At 54.9% G+C, this 16690-nt stretch carries 13 protein-coding genes; 3 read left to right on the top strand and 10 right to left on the bottom strand.

The annotated features are described in order from the left end of the window. Window positions 1-266: 266 nt before the first annotated feature. Both ACO0U8_RS04185 and ACO0U8_RS04180 read right to left on the bottom strand, forming a co-directional pair. Window positions 267-1622 (bottom strand): MFS transporter, encoded by a 1356-nt coding sequence (locus ACO0U8_RS04185; RefSeq protein WP_056778464.1) that lies wholly within the window; start codon window positions 1620-1622, stop codon window positions 267-269. A gap of 184 nt (window positions 1623-1806) precedes the next feature. After that, a complete protein-coding gene (locus tag ACO0U8_RS04180; RefSeq protein WP_421670356.1) occupies window positions 1807-2790 on the bottom strand; it encodes a LacI family DNA-binding transcriptional regulator in 984 nt (327 codons plus the stop codon). A 206-nt stretch (window positions 2791-2996) separates the two neighbouring features. Here ACO0U8_RS04180 and idnO point away from each other — a divergent pair, with 206 nt between their 5' ends. Continuing rightward, window positions 2997-3761 (top strand): gluconate 5-dehydrogenase, encoded by a 765-nt coding sequence (gene idnO / locus ACO0U8_RS04175; RefSeq protein ID WP_056778472.1) that lies wholly within the window; start codon window positions 2997-2999, stop codon window positions 3759-3761. An 11-nt stretch (window positions 3762-3772) separates the two neighbouring features. Next, entirely contained in the window at window positions 3773-4528 is a 756-nt protein-coding gene (locus tag ACO0U8_RS04170; RefSeq protein WP_421670355.1) for an SDR family oxidoreductase, read from the top strand. A 63-nt stretch (window positions 4529-4591) separates the two neighbouring features. Here ACO0U8_RS04170 and ACO0U8_RS04165 read toward each other — a convergent pair whose 3' ends face one another. The 3 genes from ACO0U8_RS04165 to ACO0U8_RS04155 are packed head-to-tail and all read right to left on the bottom strand — an operon-like array spanning window position 4592 to window position 8264. Then, window positions 4592-5995: a c-type cytochrome gene (locus tag ACO0U8_RS04165; protein WP_421670354.1), complete on the bottom strand. Its 1404-nt coding sequence runs from the start codon at window positions 5993-5995 to the stop codon at window positions 4592-4594. Next, window positions 5992-7647 (bottom strand): GMC family oxidoreductase, encoded by a 1656-nt coding sequence (locus ACO0U8_RS04160; protein ID WP_414071382.1) that lies wholly within the window; start codon window positions 7645-7647, stop codon window positions 5992-5994. Before ACO0U8_RS04160 ends, ACO0U8_RS04165 begins: the two co-directional genes overlap by 4 nt. Then, on the bottom strand, window positions 7647-8264 hold the full coding sequence (locus ACO0U8_RS04155) for a sorbitol dehydrogenase family protein (RefSeq protein ID WP_183846333.1): 618 nt from the start codon (window positions 8262-8264) through the stop codon (window positions 7647-7649). Before ACO0U8_RS04155 ends, ACO0U8_RS04160 begins: the two co-directional genes overlap by 1 nt. A 645-nt stretch (window positions 8265-8909) precedes the next feature. Between ACO0U8_RS04155 and ACO0U8_RS04150 the strand changes: the two genes are divergently transcribed. Next, entirely contained in the window at window positions 8910-9254 is a 345-nt protein-coding gene (locus ACO0U8_RS04150; RefSeq protein WP_056778487.1) for a YejG family protein, read from the top strand. 65 nt (window positions 9255-9319) lie between these two features. Here ACO0U8_RS04150 and yejF read toward each other — a convergent pair whose 3' ends face one another. From yejF to ACO0U8_RS04125, 5 genes are all read right to left on the bottom strand, one after another. After that, window positions 9320-10933: a microcin C ABC transporter ATP-binding protein YejF gene (gene yejF, locus ACO0U8_RS04145; protein WP_421670353.1), complete on the bottom strand. Its 1614-nt coding sequence runs from the start codon at window positions 10931-10933 to the stop codon at window positions 9320-9322. A 1-nt stretch (window position 10934) separates the two neighbouring features. Further along, window positions 10935-11975, bottom strand: coding sequence for an ABC transporter permease (locus ACO0U8_RS04140; RefSeq protein WP_414071380.1), 1041 nt, complete (start codon window positions 11973-11975; stop codon window positions 10935-10937). Then, the gene (gene yejB, locus ACO0U8_RS04135; RefSeq protein WP_122095784.1) at window positions 11975-13069 is read right to left on the bottom strand and encodes a microcin C ABC transporter permease YejB; all 1095 of its coding nucleotides are present in this window, start codon (window positions 13067-13069) and stop codon (window positions 11975-11977) included. The genes ACO0U8_RS04140 and yejB overlap by 1 nt, the downstream gene beginning before the upstream one ends. Window positions 13070-13079: 10 nt before the next feature. After that, entirely contained in the window at window positions 13080-14885 is a 1806-nt protein-coding gene (locus ACO0U8_RS04130; RefSeq protein ID WP_421670352.1) for an extracellular solute-binding protein, read from the bottom strand. A gap of 196 nt (window positions 14886-15081) precedes the next feature. Then, on the bottom strand, window positions 15082-16590 hold the full coding sequence (locus ACO0U8_RS04125; RefSeq protein WP_421670351.1) for a cyclic di-GMP phosphodiesterase: 1509 nt from the start codon (window positions 16588-16590) through the stop codon (window positions 15082-15084). Window positions 16591-16690: the final 100 nt, after the last annotated feature.

Genomic DNA, 16690 nt, shown 5'->3' with positions numbered 1-16690 from the left:
AATTCTGCCGGGGTCGTTATGTTGTCTTTATCTATGCTTTTCAATGCACTGTCTAATTCAGGGTGTGATGTTTTTAGCGTTAAAGTCATGTTTATCTTCAGAGCGTAAAGTTAACTGCGAAGGACTTACGATCAGAGATTAGTACAAAATTTAACCGCGTATTATATAAAGTCTAAAAATTTGACTTTACTTCACCAATAATAATGCTTACCTGAATAATCATTATCATTTATACGAATTACCCCTGCATCAGGGCGACGTAATGATCAACCGGTAATGGGCGTATTTATGCTTTTCGTCTTGCGGCTTATCCGCATCCGGGCATATTCATCCGCCATCGCTTTGGCTTTCGCGCCAGGGATAAGCGCCATGTCGCACTCTTTCGGCAGTAACGTGGTGACCGCTGCGGCAATCAGTAATGACGCCACCAGCGCGTAAATCGCGGTGCTCTGACCGTACAGGCTGACCAGTACGCCGACCAGATACGGCCCGCAGAAGCCCCCTAAATTCCCCAGACCGTTAATCACACCGCGCGCGCTGCCTGCCACTTCCGGCGTGGTCACTTTGCCCGGAATGGTCCAGAAGGCGCTGGTGGCGGCTTGCAGGAAGAAACCGGCACCGACCAGGAAACCGTAGGCCGCCATGATGTTATGGCCGAATGCCACCGACGCCGCCAGACAGGCTGCAAAACCACACAGCGGCAGGGCGATAAACATCCGGCGTTTGCCGGTCTTATCGGACATCACCGACATCGCCAGGATCCCCAGCATGGTGCCCACGTAAGGGATAATCGCCAGCATACCCACCGAGCTCATGTCGCCGCCGGTGAGGTTTTTCAGGATAGTCGGCAGCCACAGGGTGTAACCGTAGATCCCTGTCTGGTAGAAGAAGTTAATGATGATCAATTTGACGATAGAACCGTTGCGGAACACCTCTTTGAGCGGCGCATTGTTCACCGGCGCCAGTGCCCGGAGGGCGTCGCGTTCGCGGTTCAGCTCGGTGACCAGATAGTCGCGTTCGCGCTCTGACAGCCATTTGGCTTCTTCCGGACGGTCGCTGATAGTGAACCACCAGAAAATCATCACCACGAAAGACAATGCCCCTTCAATGATGAACAACCAGCGCCAGTCGAGTGTATCCAGAATCAGGCCGGACAGCGGCGCGGTGATCATCCCGCCCAGCGGCGCGAACATCAGCACGTACGCATTGGCGCGGCCACGTTCTTTATCCGGGAACCAGTTGCTGACCATGGTCAGCACCACCGGCAGCATCCCGCCTTCGGCCACACCCAGCGCAAAGCGCAGGAACAGCAACTGATATTGATTGGTAATAAAGCCGGTCAGGATGGAGATCACCGCCCAGGCAATCAGCGAGCAGGCGATAAACTTACGTCCGCTGCCGTGAACCGCCAGGCTGCCGCCCGGAACCTGCAGGAATAAATACCCGATAAAGAATATACCGGCGGCCAGACCGGCCATTGATGCGGTAATGCCTAATTCAGCGTCCATTCCGCCGGGCATGGCGAAACTGATATTAACCCTGTCCATGAAAGAAATAATACAGGCGATAAGGATGGGAGCGATGACGCGTAACCAGCGGGCCTTAGGAATCTTATTATTCATATTCTTTCCTCTGTGTAGGGGTATCAGGCGATGCCCTAATAAAAGCATTTTGAGGAAAGTATTTCGTGACATGAGTCACGTTGAATTATGTTAAGAAAAGGTGTTACTTCTTACGTGATCCCACGCCTTATTTCAGGCGTGGACAAACGAAGGGTGACAGGGCAAAAGAAGAGGAAATACCCGGTTAAATGGTGCCGCCAAGCGAGATGCGGTAGTGCAAATCGACCCGCTCAATGGTAGGCAGGTTATTGATTTTTTTAAGTAATATTTCAGACACCACTTTACCCATTTCAAAGCGCGGCGTGATGACACTGGCCAGCAGCGGCGTGGTGGCCAGCCCGATATCCAGCCCGTGGAAACCGGAAATCGCCATGTCCTGCGGCACGCGGATGCCTAATTTCAGGCATTCCTGTAACACGCCGACCGCAATATCGTCATTGGTGCATAAGATTGCATTGGTTTGCGGATCCAGCTGGCGCGCCATTGCCAGCATGCCTGCGCCAATAGACACCGACGAGACTTTATTTGGCGTGATATGCACCGGCGTCAGCCCGCGTTCATTCATTGCGCGGCAATATCCCTGATAACGTTTCTGATCGCGGGCATCAGACATCGAGCCGAAATAGACCACATGCTGTTTGCCGCTGGCGAGCAGCGTGGTGGCCATGTCGTAGCCGGCCTGCTGATTGTCAAACCCTACGGCGATCCGGCCATGGCTATCATCCAGATCCATCACCTGTGCCACTGGAATATCCGCCGCATTCAGGTACTTATCGGCTTTCAGCGTATGGACGGAATCCGTCAGGATAAGCCCCGCCAGCTGATAACCCAGCAGGTTGATGATGTGCTCTTCTTCGCGCTCTTTGCTGTAATCATAATTGACCACCAGCGTCTGGTAGCCCTGTGCCGAGGTCACCGATTCAATACCGGCCAGCAAATCGGAGAAGATCTGATTATTAAACGACGGCACAAGAATGCCGATGCGCGGCGCTTTGGCCGGTCCCCGCGCCTCTTCCAGCGGATATCCCACTTCCTCCATCACCCTGGTGATGCGCTCGCGGGTTTCAGGAGACACCTTTTCCGGCGTGCGCAGAAAACGGCTGACCGTCATCTTGGTCACATCTGCCAGTTGGGCGATATCCTGTAGTGTCACGCGCTGATTTCTCATGCGGAATGTTCCTGGTTGTGCCTGCAAATAGTCCTGATTATTGAAACAGAAAGCGCCGTGAATTGTTATCAAAATGATGATGATCACACGAAGGGTAACAGCGTTTTTTAACATCCTTCAAAGTGATCTGCATCACAGTTTGCCCGCGCCTAAAACGTTGTAGTGTGGCTAACGCTTCGAACCGCTTCCTCCATAAGGCCAATGCTATGACAAATCTCTTCTCACTGGATAACAAAAAGATACTGGTCACCGGATCCACGCGCGGTCTGGGTTTCCTGCTGGCGAAAGGGCTGGCGCAGCACGGCGCTGAAATTATCGTCAACGGTACCCAGCAGGCGTCCACGCAAAAGGCGGCCGAAGCCCTGCGGGCGGAAGGTTTTATCGCCCATGCCGTTGCGTTTGATGTCACCAGCAGTCAGGCGGTGAATCAGGGGATTGATCACATTGAAAGCACCATCGGACCGATCGATGTGCTGATCAATAACGCCGGGATCCAGCGCCGTCACAAATTCACCGAGTTTCCGGAGAAAGACTGGGACGACGTGATTGCCGTGAATCAGAAATCCGTGTTTTTGGTTTCTCAGGCAGTGGCGCGTTACATGATCCCGCGCGAGCGCGGCAAAATCATCAATATCGGTTCGATGCAAAGCGAGCTGGGCCGCGACACCATCACGCCTTACGCCGCGTCAAAGGGCGCGGTGAAAATGCTGACCCGCGGCATGTGTGTTGAGCTGGCGCGCTACAATATTCAGGTGAACGGCATCGCGCCGGGCTATTTCAAAACCGACATGACGCAGGCGCTGGTGGATAACAAAGAGTTCTCCGACTGGCTGTGTAAACGCACACCGGCAGCGCGCTGGGGTAACCCGGAAGAGCTGGTCGGCGGCGCAGTTTATCTGTCATCCCGTGCCTCAGATTTCGTCAACGGGCATCTTTTATTCATTGATGGCGGCATGCTGGCCGCGGTGTAGAAGGAAGCGAGATGAGCACAGAAAACGCGAAAATTGCTTTAGTCACCGGCGGCGGGAGTGGCATTGGCCTGAGTGCCGCGAAGGCGCTGGAAGCGATCGGTTTTACCGTGATCCTGGCCGGGCGCAATAAAGAAAAGCTTGATCAGGCGGTGAAGTTATTTTCAGCGGGGCAGGCGGTGGCGCGGCAACTGGACGTTACCAGCCCGCAGTCGGTCGCCGCGCTGTTTCAGGATATTCAGGAAACCTTCGGGCGGCTGGATGTGCTGTTCAATAACGCCGGTAACAATGTGAAGGATGTGCCCATCGACGAACTGCCGGTGGAAGACTGGCTGTCGGTGATCAACACCAATCTGACCGGCGTATTTTTATGTACGCAGGCGGCGGTAAAACTGATGAAACAGCAATCGCCGCAGGGCGGGCGCATCATCAACAACGGCTCGATTTCGGCGCAGTCTCCGCGCCCGAATTCTGCGCCGTACACCGCCAGCAAACACGCCATTACCGGTCTGACCAAATCCACCGCGCTGGATGGGCGCGCGTTCAATATTGCCTGCGGGCAGATTGATGTGGGCAATGCGGCGACGGACATGGGCAATAAAGCGCTGGCGGGCAGAATGCAGGCCGACGGGCATATCGCCGAAGAACCGGTGATCCCGGTGGAACGTGTCGGTGAGGCGGTGGCATTTATGGCCGGTTTGCCGCTTGATACTAACGTGCTGACCATGACCGTAATGGCGAGCGCGATGCCGCTGGTGGGCAGAGGGTAAGCTAAGTTTCTGACATAAAAAAACGGCCCTTAAGCAGGGCCGTTTTGCATTGCATTGAACGAATTACGCCGCTTTCGCTTTGCGTTTGCGTCCGAGCCAGAAAATCAGCACCAGCAGAATCACCACGCCTGCCACCATCGCTGGCGCCATGAACGGCTGGAGTTTTGCCAGCAATGTGACCGGCCCGCCGGCGCGTAACACCGCGACATCCTGCGCGTTAACCTGCACGCCCGCGTTGCCGTAGTTCTTCAGCACGTAGTTGGAGATATCGGCAATCTGCTGATCGTCGAGCTGACCGACATACGAACCCACGCCAAATTTCGGCATCAGCACATGATGGTCGCCGACCTGGCGATCCACGCCGTACAGAATGGCAGAAATCAGGTTTGACGCGTTGCCCAGACCGGTAGCGGTGTTGTTAAACAGCGACGGGTACGCCTGATTCTTGCTGCCGGAGCCGTCCGGCTGATGACAGCTGGCGCAATAACCGCTGAACAAGGCCGCACCGTTATCGATGGTTTTGTTCGCGTTATACGGATGCGCGCCGCGCAGGCCTTCTTCCACGTTTACCGGCTTACCGAAAGTATCCGCTGCCTGCGTATCCCGCGGGTCGCGCACCGGTGTGCTGTTTTTCAGGTAGAAGGCAATCGCGTTCAGATCCGTGTCAGACATGTATTGCAGGCTGTTTTGCACCGCTTCTGCCATGCCGCCTGCCGCCTGATTTTTCCCGGCGGTACGGCCGGTTTTCAGGTATTCCACCAGCTGATCCTGCGACCAGTTGCCGATACCGCTGACCGGATCAGAACTGATGTTCGGTGCATACCACGGGCCGACCATACCGCCCGCCAGCGGTTTATCGGTCACTGAACCCATCATCAGGTTACGTGGCGTGTGGCAGGTATCACAGTGACCGGCACCGTTGACCAGATACGCGCCGCGGTTCCATTGCTCGCTTTTCGACGGATCCGGCTTAAACGGCGTGCTGTCGAGATACATCATGTTCCAGCCCGCCATCGCAATGCGCATGTTGAACGGGAACGGCAGGGCGGTTTCAGTATTCGGTTGCTCGACCGGCTTCACCCCTTGCAGGAAGTAGACGTAAAGCGCGTGCATGTCGGCATCGCTCATGTGGCTGTAAGAGGTGTAAGGCATGGCCGGATACAGGTTTGCCCCATCCGGACGAACGCCTGCACGCACCGCGCGGGTAAACTGTTCTTCGGTGTAATTACCGATACCAAACTGCTTCGACGGTGTGATGTTGGTGGTATAAATCGTGCCCATCGGCGAGTGGATTTCATAGCCACCGGCAAACGGCTTACCGCCTTCCGGCGCGGTATGACAGGCCTGACAGTCAGCGGCTGTCGCCACTTCCTGACCCTGACGGATAAGCTCCGCCTGATTGTCCTGTGCCGCAGCGAATCCGCAAAACGAAGCACTTAACACGCCGGCAACAAGGATTTTTTTCATGCTGCACCTGCCAGTTTTTTCGCCATGTCATCCGCCGCTTTCAGGCCCAGTGCGGCCATGGTCAGCGTACTGTTCACCACGCTGGAAGACGGGATCGCACCGCCGCCCGGCAACCACAGGTTCGCGTGGTCATGCGCACGGCATTCACCGTTGACCACGGAATCCTTCGGATCGCTGCCCATGATGGTGCCGCCCATGATGTGGTTGTTGGCGTTCAGGCTGGTGGTGATGTTGAATTCTTCCGCCATAAACAGGGAACCGATGTGTTCCAGCTGCTTATGTGCGGCTTCGGCACCTTTACGCACGTAATCGCCAACGTCGTAATGAATGTCCGGGCACGGCAGACCGTGCGGATCTTTGCGGGTGGTGCTCAGGGTCAGGCGGTTATTCGGATCCGGCAGCGGTTCCAGGCTGATGGACAAATCCACGCCAAAGATGGAACGGCGGCGGATCTCTTCATCCAGCTCTTTCCCCACCAGCCCCATCTGCAACGCTTTAGACGTTGCCGGGATTACGCGGCTGATATTGTTGAGGATCATTTTGTTGGCTGAATACTCTTTGCGGAAATCGCCATCGCGGGGGCCGACCAGGCAGCTGCTCTGCGCCGGACCACGGCCAATCCACAGGGGTTCTTTGGCGATAAACGTACAGTGGAAACCGGAGTGATCCATCATGTTACGGCCAACGTGATCGGACGAGTTGGCAATCCCGTTCGGGTTCTTTTCGTTAGCTGCCATCAGCAGCAGACGCGGGGTTTCGATACCGTTACAGGCCAGTGCGAACACTTTACCGGTGGCTTTGTGCGATTTTTTATCGCTGTCCAGCCAGTGAACGGCGGTCACATTGTTGTTTTCATCGGTGTCGATTTTGTAGACCACCGCTTCGGCCAGTACCACGGCACCTTTGTTTTCGGCGCGTTCCACGTGGGCAATACCGTTATACATGGCACCGATCGGGCAGATGGGCTGGCAGTTGTTGTTACCGCAACAGGTCGGGCGACCGTTCCACGGGCGGGTGCTGCGGCCCTGCGGGATCGGCACCGAACGGTAACCGTGCGGGTTCACGATTTCAGCGAAACGGGTGTCGCCGTAACCGTACGGCACCTGCTCCATCGGATAGGGTTTGCTGCGCTCGGAAGGGGATTGCAACGCCGGATCATTCGGGCCTGCTACGCCAATTTCTTCTTCTGCGCGGCAGTAATAAGGTTCGAGTTCATCATAGGAAATCGGCCAGTCACGACCCACGCCGTATAACGTTTTCATTTTGAAATCGTTAGGAACGTGACGCCAGCAGGACGCCGCCCAGTGCCAGGTGGTGCCGCCGACGGTGCGCAGATAGCCTTGCTTGAAGCTGCCCGCGCTTGGGCCGGTCAGATGGACATAATTATTTTCCGGGAAATAGAGCGGCGCGGGGGCGTTTTCTGACTGCGGGTAAAGTCCCTGGAAATCAGAACCGGCACGGTTGTCGAACGGCATATTGCGCCAGTTCTCTACGGCCTGCGCACGTTCAATACGCAGACCGGCTTCCAGCACCAGTACGGAATAGCCCTGGCTGACCAGCTGATCGGCGATCATGCCGCCCACGACGCCGGAACCGACAACGATCACATCAGCAGACGCATCGCCGTCTGCGGTAAATTCGGGTTTTTTCATCAGGCTTTGCTCACATCAGCAGATTCAGAAATGTTGGTAAAACGGTCGGCGTTCATGGATTCAGGCATCGCGGCGTCAGGCGGCGCAGCGGTGAAGTACAGCGGACCGTTACCGCAGTAAGTCGGCACGATCAGGCCGTCGCTTACCGGGCGATACATCAGTGCATCTTTATACGATATTAAAATGGAATCGGTACCATGGCCGACTGTGCCGGTGTACCAGGCGGTGACGATCAGCGTCACCAGATCACCCAGGCCTTGCTGGCGTGCGGCTTCCTGCAAGGCTTTGGCGGATTGCCCCGGTTTGACCAGCGCATGCAGCTGAGTGACCTGCGCGGCGAAATCCGGATGCGAGCGGTGGAACGCGTTGAAAATCTGCGCGGAAGCACCTTCGCTGATATTTTTATGTTCCGTGATGGCCTGAGAGATCAGGTAGAACTGACCGAAAATAACCGGCGACGCGGTGGCCGTCTCTTTTTCAGCCAGGCTCAGGAACGGAAAGCCGAGCAGGGTGCTGGCAACCATTGCGGAGGTTAAACCTTTCAGCAGTTGACGACGACTGAAACCGGTTCCATTAGCAGTGACATTGCTTTCCATGATTGAAGGATCGTTTTCCATCTCATTTCTCGCTGGGTTGGGTGTGAGCCAAATGACTCAGGAATGCGTAATAAAATGACTTTTAGTGATATTTATCAGAAGGTTAAGGCGGGAGGCTTTCATCCTGACAGGTGATATCAGTAATAACGATGCGGATGATAAGCCAATAATAGGGGTTTTGTGCAAACAAATTGTGCGGATTTATTAACATTAGATCACGAATTTAACGTATTATGCGCCGCACTGAAAGCTGTAACCAGATGGTTCATTTCACAATGAAATAGCTGACAGCCTCACACATTTTTTACTGCGAATAACCTTTATATGACTGATAAGTAATAAGTTAATCTGCCGCTTATTTTTAAATACTCACACCATATGTAAATTTTATGTAAACAAATAGAAGTTAAAAAGTAGCCACCAATGCTTAAAATGGTTGTTAAATAAGGCGAAAAAGGTTACAAAGAAGCCAAAATGAGATCTGGCTCCCACAAACGTCGGGAGCAGACAAAACAAGGCTACTGTCAGCTGGCTGGCTTTTGATTACGTTAATTTAATGTTAATGATTTGAGCATTAATTGGGCAAAGCGGCGTCTGTCGTCTATAACTGGTATAGATGTTACGCATTTGCAGGTGAAGTGTATAAATCATTATCTGGGGAATCCCGTGAATAATATCCAACTTTCGGTAGTACACCGTTTGCCGCAAAGTTATCGCTGGATGTCAGGTTTTGCCGGTATCAAAGTTGAACCGATTCCGCTGCCTGGCAACGATGAAGATAACAATCTGATTGGCCTGAAATTGCTCAGTCATGAAGGTGAGTTTGCCTGGCAGGTGATGCACCAGCTGACTAATGCGCTGGAAGATATTCAGGTGAAAGCTGCGATCGTTGAAATCGACGGTGAGCCTTGTCTGTTCGTGCATCGCGAAGATGAAAGCGCCACGCTCTGTTGCCTGAAAAATATTGGCGCGGCCATCGCCGAATCGATTACCGCACTCTATCCGTTCTGACCGCCTGACGTGTTCCCCTGTCAGGCGCGTCGTCCCGCCCGTTCGCTATTCCAGGCCTAAGCGCTTCACACCACCGGTTTATCAAACGCATCCGATGCGGCCAGCAACTCCCGCGTGTAAGCCTGCTGCGGTGCGTTGAAAATCTGCTCACAGTCTCCCTGTTCCACGACTTCCCCATTTTGTAACACCATCAGCTGATGACAGAGTGCGCGCACGACGTGCAAATCATGGCTGATGAACAGATAGGTCAGGCCGCGACGCTGTTGCAGCTCGCTGAGGATCGCCAGGATCTGCGCCTGCACCGATTTATCCAGCGACGACGTAGGCTCATCCAGAATCAGCATTTCCGGCTGTAAAATCAGCGCGCGGGCGATGGCGATGCGCTGACGCTGGCCCCCGGAGAATTCAGTCGGGTAACGGTGACGGGATTGCGGATCCAGCCCCACGTCTTCCATGGCGCGGATCACCTCTTTTTCACGCTCTCCGGCGCTCACTTTTCGGTGTACCAGCAGGCCTTCGGCAATGATTTGCCCGACGGTAAAACGCGGGTTCAGCGCCGAAAAGGGATCCTGAAACACCACCTGGATCCGGCTGCGAAAGGGCAGCATTTGCTGACGCGAAAAAGTATGCAGCGGCTGCCCGTCGAACCAGATTTCACCCTGTGACTTCAGCAGGCGCAGCAGCGCCAGCCCGGTGGTGCTTTTCCCTGAACCGGATTCGCCCACCACGCCGAGACTTTCCCCGCGACGAAGACGGAAACTGACCTGATTCACGGCATGTTTGATGCTCACTGTGCGGCGCAGCAGACCGCGTTTGACCGGAAATCCGACCGCAAGATTTTTCACCTCCAGCAGAACCGGCGGCTCGCCCGTCAGCGGCTGCGGGCGGCCCTGTGGCTCGGCCTGCAAAAGCTGGCGCGTGTACGGGTGATGCGGCTGGCTGAACAGGCTGGCGCGCGGTTGCTGCTCCACCACGCGGCCATGCTGCATCACCGCGACGTTATCTGCCAGGCGGCGCACGATACGCAGATTGTGGGTAATAAACAGCATTGCCATGCCCATTTCCTGCTTAAGCTCATCGAGCAGCGATAAAATCTGCGCCTGTACCGACACGTCCAGCGCGGTAGTCGGTTCATCGGCAATCAGCAGTTTTGGCCGGGTCAGCACCGCCATCGCAATCATCACCCGCTGGCGTTCACCGCCGGAAAGCTGGTGCGGGAAATCTTTCAGGCGCGAGGCGGCCTGACGGATACCTACCCGGTCAAGACAACGGACGATCTCGTTGCGTGCTGCTTCACCGCGCAACCCGCGATGCAACATCAGCACTTCGGCGAGCTGTTTTTCAAGGGTGTGCAGCGGGTTGAGCGACACCATCGGTTCCTGAAAGATCATCGAAATCTGGTTGCCGCGAATACTTCGCAGCGTACTTTCATCCGCATGCAGTAAGGATTTTCCGGCAAACAGAATGTCCCCCTGCGGATACATCACCGGCGGCGAGGACAACAGGCGCAGCACTGACAGCGCCGTGACACTTTTGCCGGAGCCCGATTCGCCCACCAGCGCCAGCGTTTCTCCGGCGCGGAGAGTCAGCGACACATCGCTCACCACTTCGCGCGCTTCACCGGCCTGACGAAAGGCCACGCTGAGATTTTTAATGTGTAAAAGAGGAGTGTCTGTCATCTCAGCGCGCCTCATGATGTTGTGCGGACGGATTAAAGGCGTCGCGTACCGCTTCACCAATGAAAATCAGCAGAGACAGCAACGAGGCCAGTACCACGAAGGCGCTGATGCCCAGCCACGGGGCCTGTAAGTTGTTTTTGCCTTCCATCAGTAACGTGCCGAGAGAGGGCGAACCGAGCGGCAGGCCAAAACCGAGGAAATCCAGTGAGGTCAGAGACGTTATCGACCCGCACAAAATAAAGGGCAGATAGGTGAGGGTGGCGACCATCGCATTCGGCAGCATATGCCGCAGCATAATGGACCGGTCGCTGACGCCCATTGCCTGCGCCGCACGAATGTAGTCAAAATTTCGGGTGCGCAGGAATTCCGCGCGCACCACGCTGACCAGCGCCATCCAGCCGAAGAGAATACTGATCAACAGCAGCCACCAGAAACTTGGCTGCACCACGCTTGCCAGAATGATGATCAGATAGAGCGTGGGCATGCCTGACCACACTTCGATAAAACGCTGGCCGAGCAAGTCAATCATGCCGCCATAATAGCCTTGTACGGCGCCGGCCATGACCCCGATGACGGAGGTCAGCGCGGTCAGAAAAATGCCGAAGAACAGTGAAATCCGCAGGCCGTAAAGAATTTGCGCCAGCACATCGTGCCCGTTGCTGTCCGTGCCCAGCCAGTTTTCTGCCGAGGGTGGGGAAGGGAAAGGCTGTGTGGTGGCAAAATTAATCGACTTAAAACTGCTGCGGATCGGTGCCCAGAGCACCCAGCCGTGATCGTCGAGCTGTTTAAGCACGAACGGATCCTGATAATCGGTCGGTGTTTCCAGTTCACCGCCAAAGGTGGTTTCGCTGTAGTTCATCATGAAAGGCACGTACCAGTGCCCCTGATAGCGCGCCAGCAGCGGTTTGTCGTTGGCCAGTACGTCAGAAAGCAGGGCCAGCGTGAACACCACCAGAAAAATCCACAATGACCAGAAACCGCGGCGGTTCTGACGAAAACGCGCCCAGCGCGCCTGGTTCACCGTGCTTAAATGACGTGGCATCAGTGGCGGCCCTCAAAGTCGATACGCGGGTCAACCAGCGTGTAGGTCAGATCGCTGATGATGTTCAGCAGCAGCCCGATCAGCGTGAAAATATAAAGCGTGCCGAACATCACCGGGAAATCGCGCTGGACGATGGCGTCATAGCCCAGCAGCCCTAATCCCTGCAATGAGAAAATCACTTCGATCATCAGGGAACTGGTGAAGAACATGGTGATGAAAATGGCCGGAAAACCGGCGATCACCAGCAACATCGCATTGCGAAACACATGGCGGTACAGGATCTGCTTCTCGTTCAGCCCCTTGGCGCGGGCGGTCACCACATACTGTTTACCGACTTCATCCATAAAGGAGTTTTTGGTCAGCATGGTCAGGGTGGCAAATCCGCCAATCACCGTCGCCACCACCGGCAGCGTGATATGCCACAGGTAATCGGTGACTTTGCCGTACCAGGGCAGGGTATCGAAATTCGGCGAGGTCAGACCGCGCAGCGGGAACCAGTCGAGGTAGCTGCCGCCGGTGAACAGCACAATCAGCAGAATGGCAAACAGGAACGAGGGAACGGCGTAACCGATAATAATCAGTGAACTGCTCCAGGTATCGAATTTCGTGCCGTTGCGCACAGCTTTACGAATACCCAGAGGAATCGACACCATATAGATAATCAGCGTGCTCCATAAGCCAATGCTGACGGAGACCGGCAGCGCGCCTTTCACCAGCCCCATGACCGAGGATCCACGGAACAGGCTGTCGCCGAAATCAAAGCGCACGTAATTTGCAAGCATCTCGAAGTAGCGCACATGCAGCGGTTTATCAAAACCGAAGCGCCGGGTGATTTCAGCGATGACTTCAGGATCCAGCCCGCGCGCGCCACGGTACTGGCCTTCGCCAAACTGCGCGACGCCCGGCGAGGCTTTGCCATTACCGGTGTCTCCGCTTGCACCGGGAAGCCCGCCGGAATGCCCCATCTCAATGGCGGCAATCGCCTGATCAACCGGGCCACCGGGCGCAATCTGCACGATGAAGAAGTTGATGGTAATGATCGCCCACAGCGTCGGGATCATCAGGAGTAGTCGTCTTAACAGATAGGCGGCCACAGCAGGCTCCTCAGCGGCGTTGCGCAGGTAAACGGGCTGCGCGGTTAACGTCATACCACCAGGTATCGAGCTCCATTCCGTTGGACGGGGTGATGGCTGGCATTGAGAATTTATCCCAGTACGCATAACGCTCGTGATGGGTGTACCACATCGGGATCATCAGCATATTCCAGGTGAGTACGCGGTCCAGCGCATGGCCCAGCGACAGCAGTGCCTCGGGTTTGCCCTGGTTGGCGGCGATTTCATCGGTCAGTTTGTCGATAGCCGGATCGCTCACGCCAGACTTGTTGTAGGTCGAATCCAGGAACCGGGTATTCCAGTAAAGTTGCAGATCGCTGCTCGGGTACGACGTGGCGGGATAAACGGTCGGCAGCATGTCGTAATCACGCTGGCGCATACGGCGCACGAACTGCGAGTTATCCACTTCACGGATCGACATCTGAATGCCCAGCCGCTGCAAATTATGCTGGAAGGGCAAGACGTATTGCGCGTTCCCGCCAGCCGGCAGCAGTAACTCAAACGTCAACGGTTTGCCGGTTTTGCTGTTGACCAGCACCTGATTTTTCACTTCCCAGCCCGCCTCTTTAAGCAGCGCGGTGGCTTTGAGCAGGTTGGTGCGGTCATTGCCGCTGCCGTCAGAACGCGGCGGCTGATACAAGGTGGTAAAGACTTCTGCGGGCACTTTATTTTTCAGCGGCCCTAGCCAGGCCAGTTCAGCCGAGTTCGGATAATCTTTGGCGGCATATTCGGTATTTTGAAAATAACTGTCCACCCGCTGATAGGCACCGAAATAGAGTGCCTTGTTCATCCAGTCAAAATCGAAAGCGAGCGTGATCGCTTCGCGCACCTTGCGGTCAGCAAATTGCGGGCGATGAATGTTGAACGCCAGCCAGCGCGTATCCTGTGCCGCCTGATTTTCCTCATCGGCTTTGACGATAAAGTTTTTGCTGAAATTACCGCCCTGATATTGCGTCGCCCAGTTTTTCGGCGAGCTTTCCATGCGGAAATCAAACGCGCCGGATTTAAAAGCTTCCAGCGCCACATTGTCGTCGAGGTAATAGTCGTAGCGGATGGTGTCGAAATTATAGCGGCCACGGTTGACCGGCAAATTGGCCGCCCAGTAGTCCGGCACGCGGGAATAAGTGATGTACTGCCCGAGTTTGTAATCGCTGATGCGGTAAGGCCCGCTGCCCAGCGGCGGGGTGTTCAGCGGCTGGTTGAATTTGTGTTTTTCCCAGAATGCCTGCGGCAGGATCGGTAAACCGAGCAGGCCGAGCATCATGTCTTTATCCGGCTTTGGCAGTACGATGCGCACGGTCAGACGCGAAATGGCTTTCACTTCGACGCCTTTATACACCACGCGGAACTGCGGCACGCCCTCGGTCATGAATTTCGTAAAAGAGAAGGCGACGTCGCTGGCGGTGATCGGCGTGTTGTCGTTAAAACGGGCGCGGGGGTTGATATCCACTTCGACCCAGCGATACTCGCTGTCGTAGCGGGCGGAGTCGGCGATCAGCGGGTAATAGCTGCCGATTTCATCGCTGGAGGTGGTGAACAGGCTGTCATAGAGAGAGCCGCTGCGTATGGCCGGGTTGCCGCGTGAGGCGAAACGGTTGAAGTTATCGTAGGTGCCGATGGCGGCGAGCGTGATTTGTCCCCCTTTAGGTGCAGCGGAATTGACGTAATCAAAACTGCTGAAGTTGGACACGTATTTGGGTTCGCCCAGAATCGCGAACGCATAACTGTCCTGAATAACTTCAGCCTGAGCACCGAGGCTCAGCAGGCATAACGCTGCGGCAAAAAAGCGAGATAACATCCTGAATCTGCACTCCTGTGATGACAACAGCAAGATGCGGCTTACGCGCGGGCTGTCGTTCAGTGATGATCAATGAATGGCTAAGGCCTTGTAACGCGCCAGTTTTTGGCACTTTCCCTGATTTCGGCCTTTTTATCATATTCAGCGACAGACGCCTAAAAGAAAAATAATGCGGCAGACCGCCACCGGTGGCGGTTCAGATGTGATAACAGGCCTCTTTTTCATTGAAGTCACGGGTAAACGCCAGAAGCGCGGTGACACTCAGCGGCTTGCTGTACAAAAAACCCTGCAAATAGGTCACGCCGTGGTTTCTCAGATACTCTGCCTGCTGGTGGGTTTCCACGCCTTCGGCCACCGTTTTGAGTTTCAGTTCCTCAGTCAGCCTGAGCACGGTATCAAGCACCGGCGCAATCAGGGTCTTTTGATCAATCGACATGACAAAACCCCTGTCGATTTTAAGGTAGTCGAGGGTGAATTTTTCCAGATAGATCAGGGCGCTGTGGCCGGTGCCGAAATCATCAATGGCGATTTCAATCTTATGGCGGCGCAGCCAGTTGAACTCGCGCATCGCCCCTTCGGTATCAATCATTCCCCGCTCAGTGATTTCAAACACAACCTGAAATGCATTTTCCGGCAGAGCCTCAATGAAGTTTAAGACGTCATCATGAAAACTGACTTTATTCATGTGGTGCGGGGAAATATTGATGCTCAGCTTGGCTTTATCTGCAAACGCGCGCGCCAGTTCGTGGGCATCAGCGGCGACCAGCATCATCATATGTTGGGTCAGCGGGACAATAAGCCCCTGAGTTTCCGCATAGCTGATGAACATATCAGGAGGAATGCGGCCTTCGATCGGATGCTGCCAGCGCAGCAGGGCCTCGACTCCGGTGACTTTCATGCTGCGGGCTTCCACCACCGGCTGATACTCAACAAAGAATTCTTTGTTTTTCAGCCCGCGCAGGATTTCTCTTTCGACGTTATGGCGGATAAGCAGGCTGTGATAAATCAGCACGTACACCAGTATGCTCAGCAGCAGACCGCCGAGCAGCGTAAAGCGGATGTTGTCGCCCGTCAGGGAAGGGGAGTAGAGGCGGATAGTAAAAGGATAATCGCCCCCCTGTATCTGCGTGAAATGGCTTGTTGGCATCTGGCTGACCGGTATCAGCCCCTCCTGGGAGGACACCAGCGCCACATCGCCGACCAGCAGGGCAAATCCGCGATAACCCGAACCAGGCTGGGCAAAAAGCATATAAGGCGACAGCGTCAGTTCCAGCGTGGCGATCACCCCGTCATCAAATGACCCCGCATTACGCTGCCAGACAATGATCACCGGACGGTTGGGCACCGCAGGCGTGCCCATTTGCAGGCTGACGGCCATCGGTTTGGTGAAATCAATGCCATGCAGCGTGGAATTGGCCGGAACGTGCTGGTTTCCCGAGGCTGACGAACAATACACCATGCCGTCGCGCACCAGCTGGAAATCGCGCACACCGATACTGAAAGCGGCATCACGGTTAATTTCGCTGGCAACGGACGCGCAGCTTTCGGTCGTCAGTAAACCCACCCGGCGCATGGTATCGGTGAGCTGATGAAAATAGCGGTTGCTGAATTGCCCGGTTCTTTTGGCAATCTCATTTTGTTCGAGGGAGTTATTGGCTTTAATGACGCTTAATGTGATGAGGGTAAATAAGATAAAAAATATCACGGAGAAAAAAAGACTTTTTTTCAAATAACGGCGTTTGGGTAATACGCTGTGCGTAAGCGCCGCTTTTAACCCCATATGAGAAGCCCTTTTTTTGACTGAT

It is taken from the genome of Rahnella sp. EDr1-12, assembly GCF_049206505.1.
GTDB classification, from domain to species: domain Bacteria; phylum Pseudomonadota; class Gammaproteobacteria; order Enterobacterales; family Enterobacteriaceae; genus Rahnella; species Rahnella rivi.
This window is presented reverse-complemented; position numbering and strand designations above follow the sequence as displayed.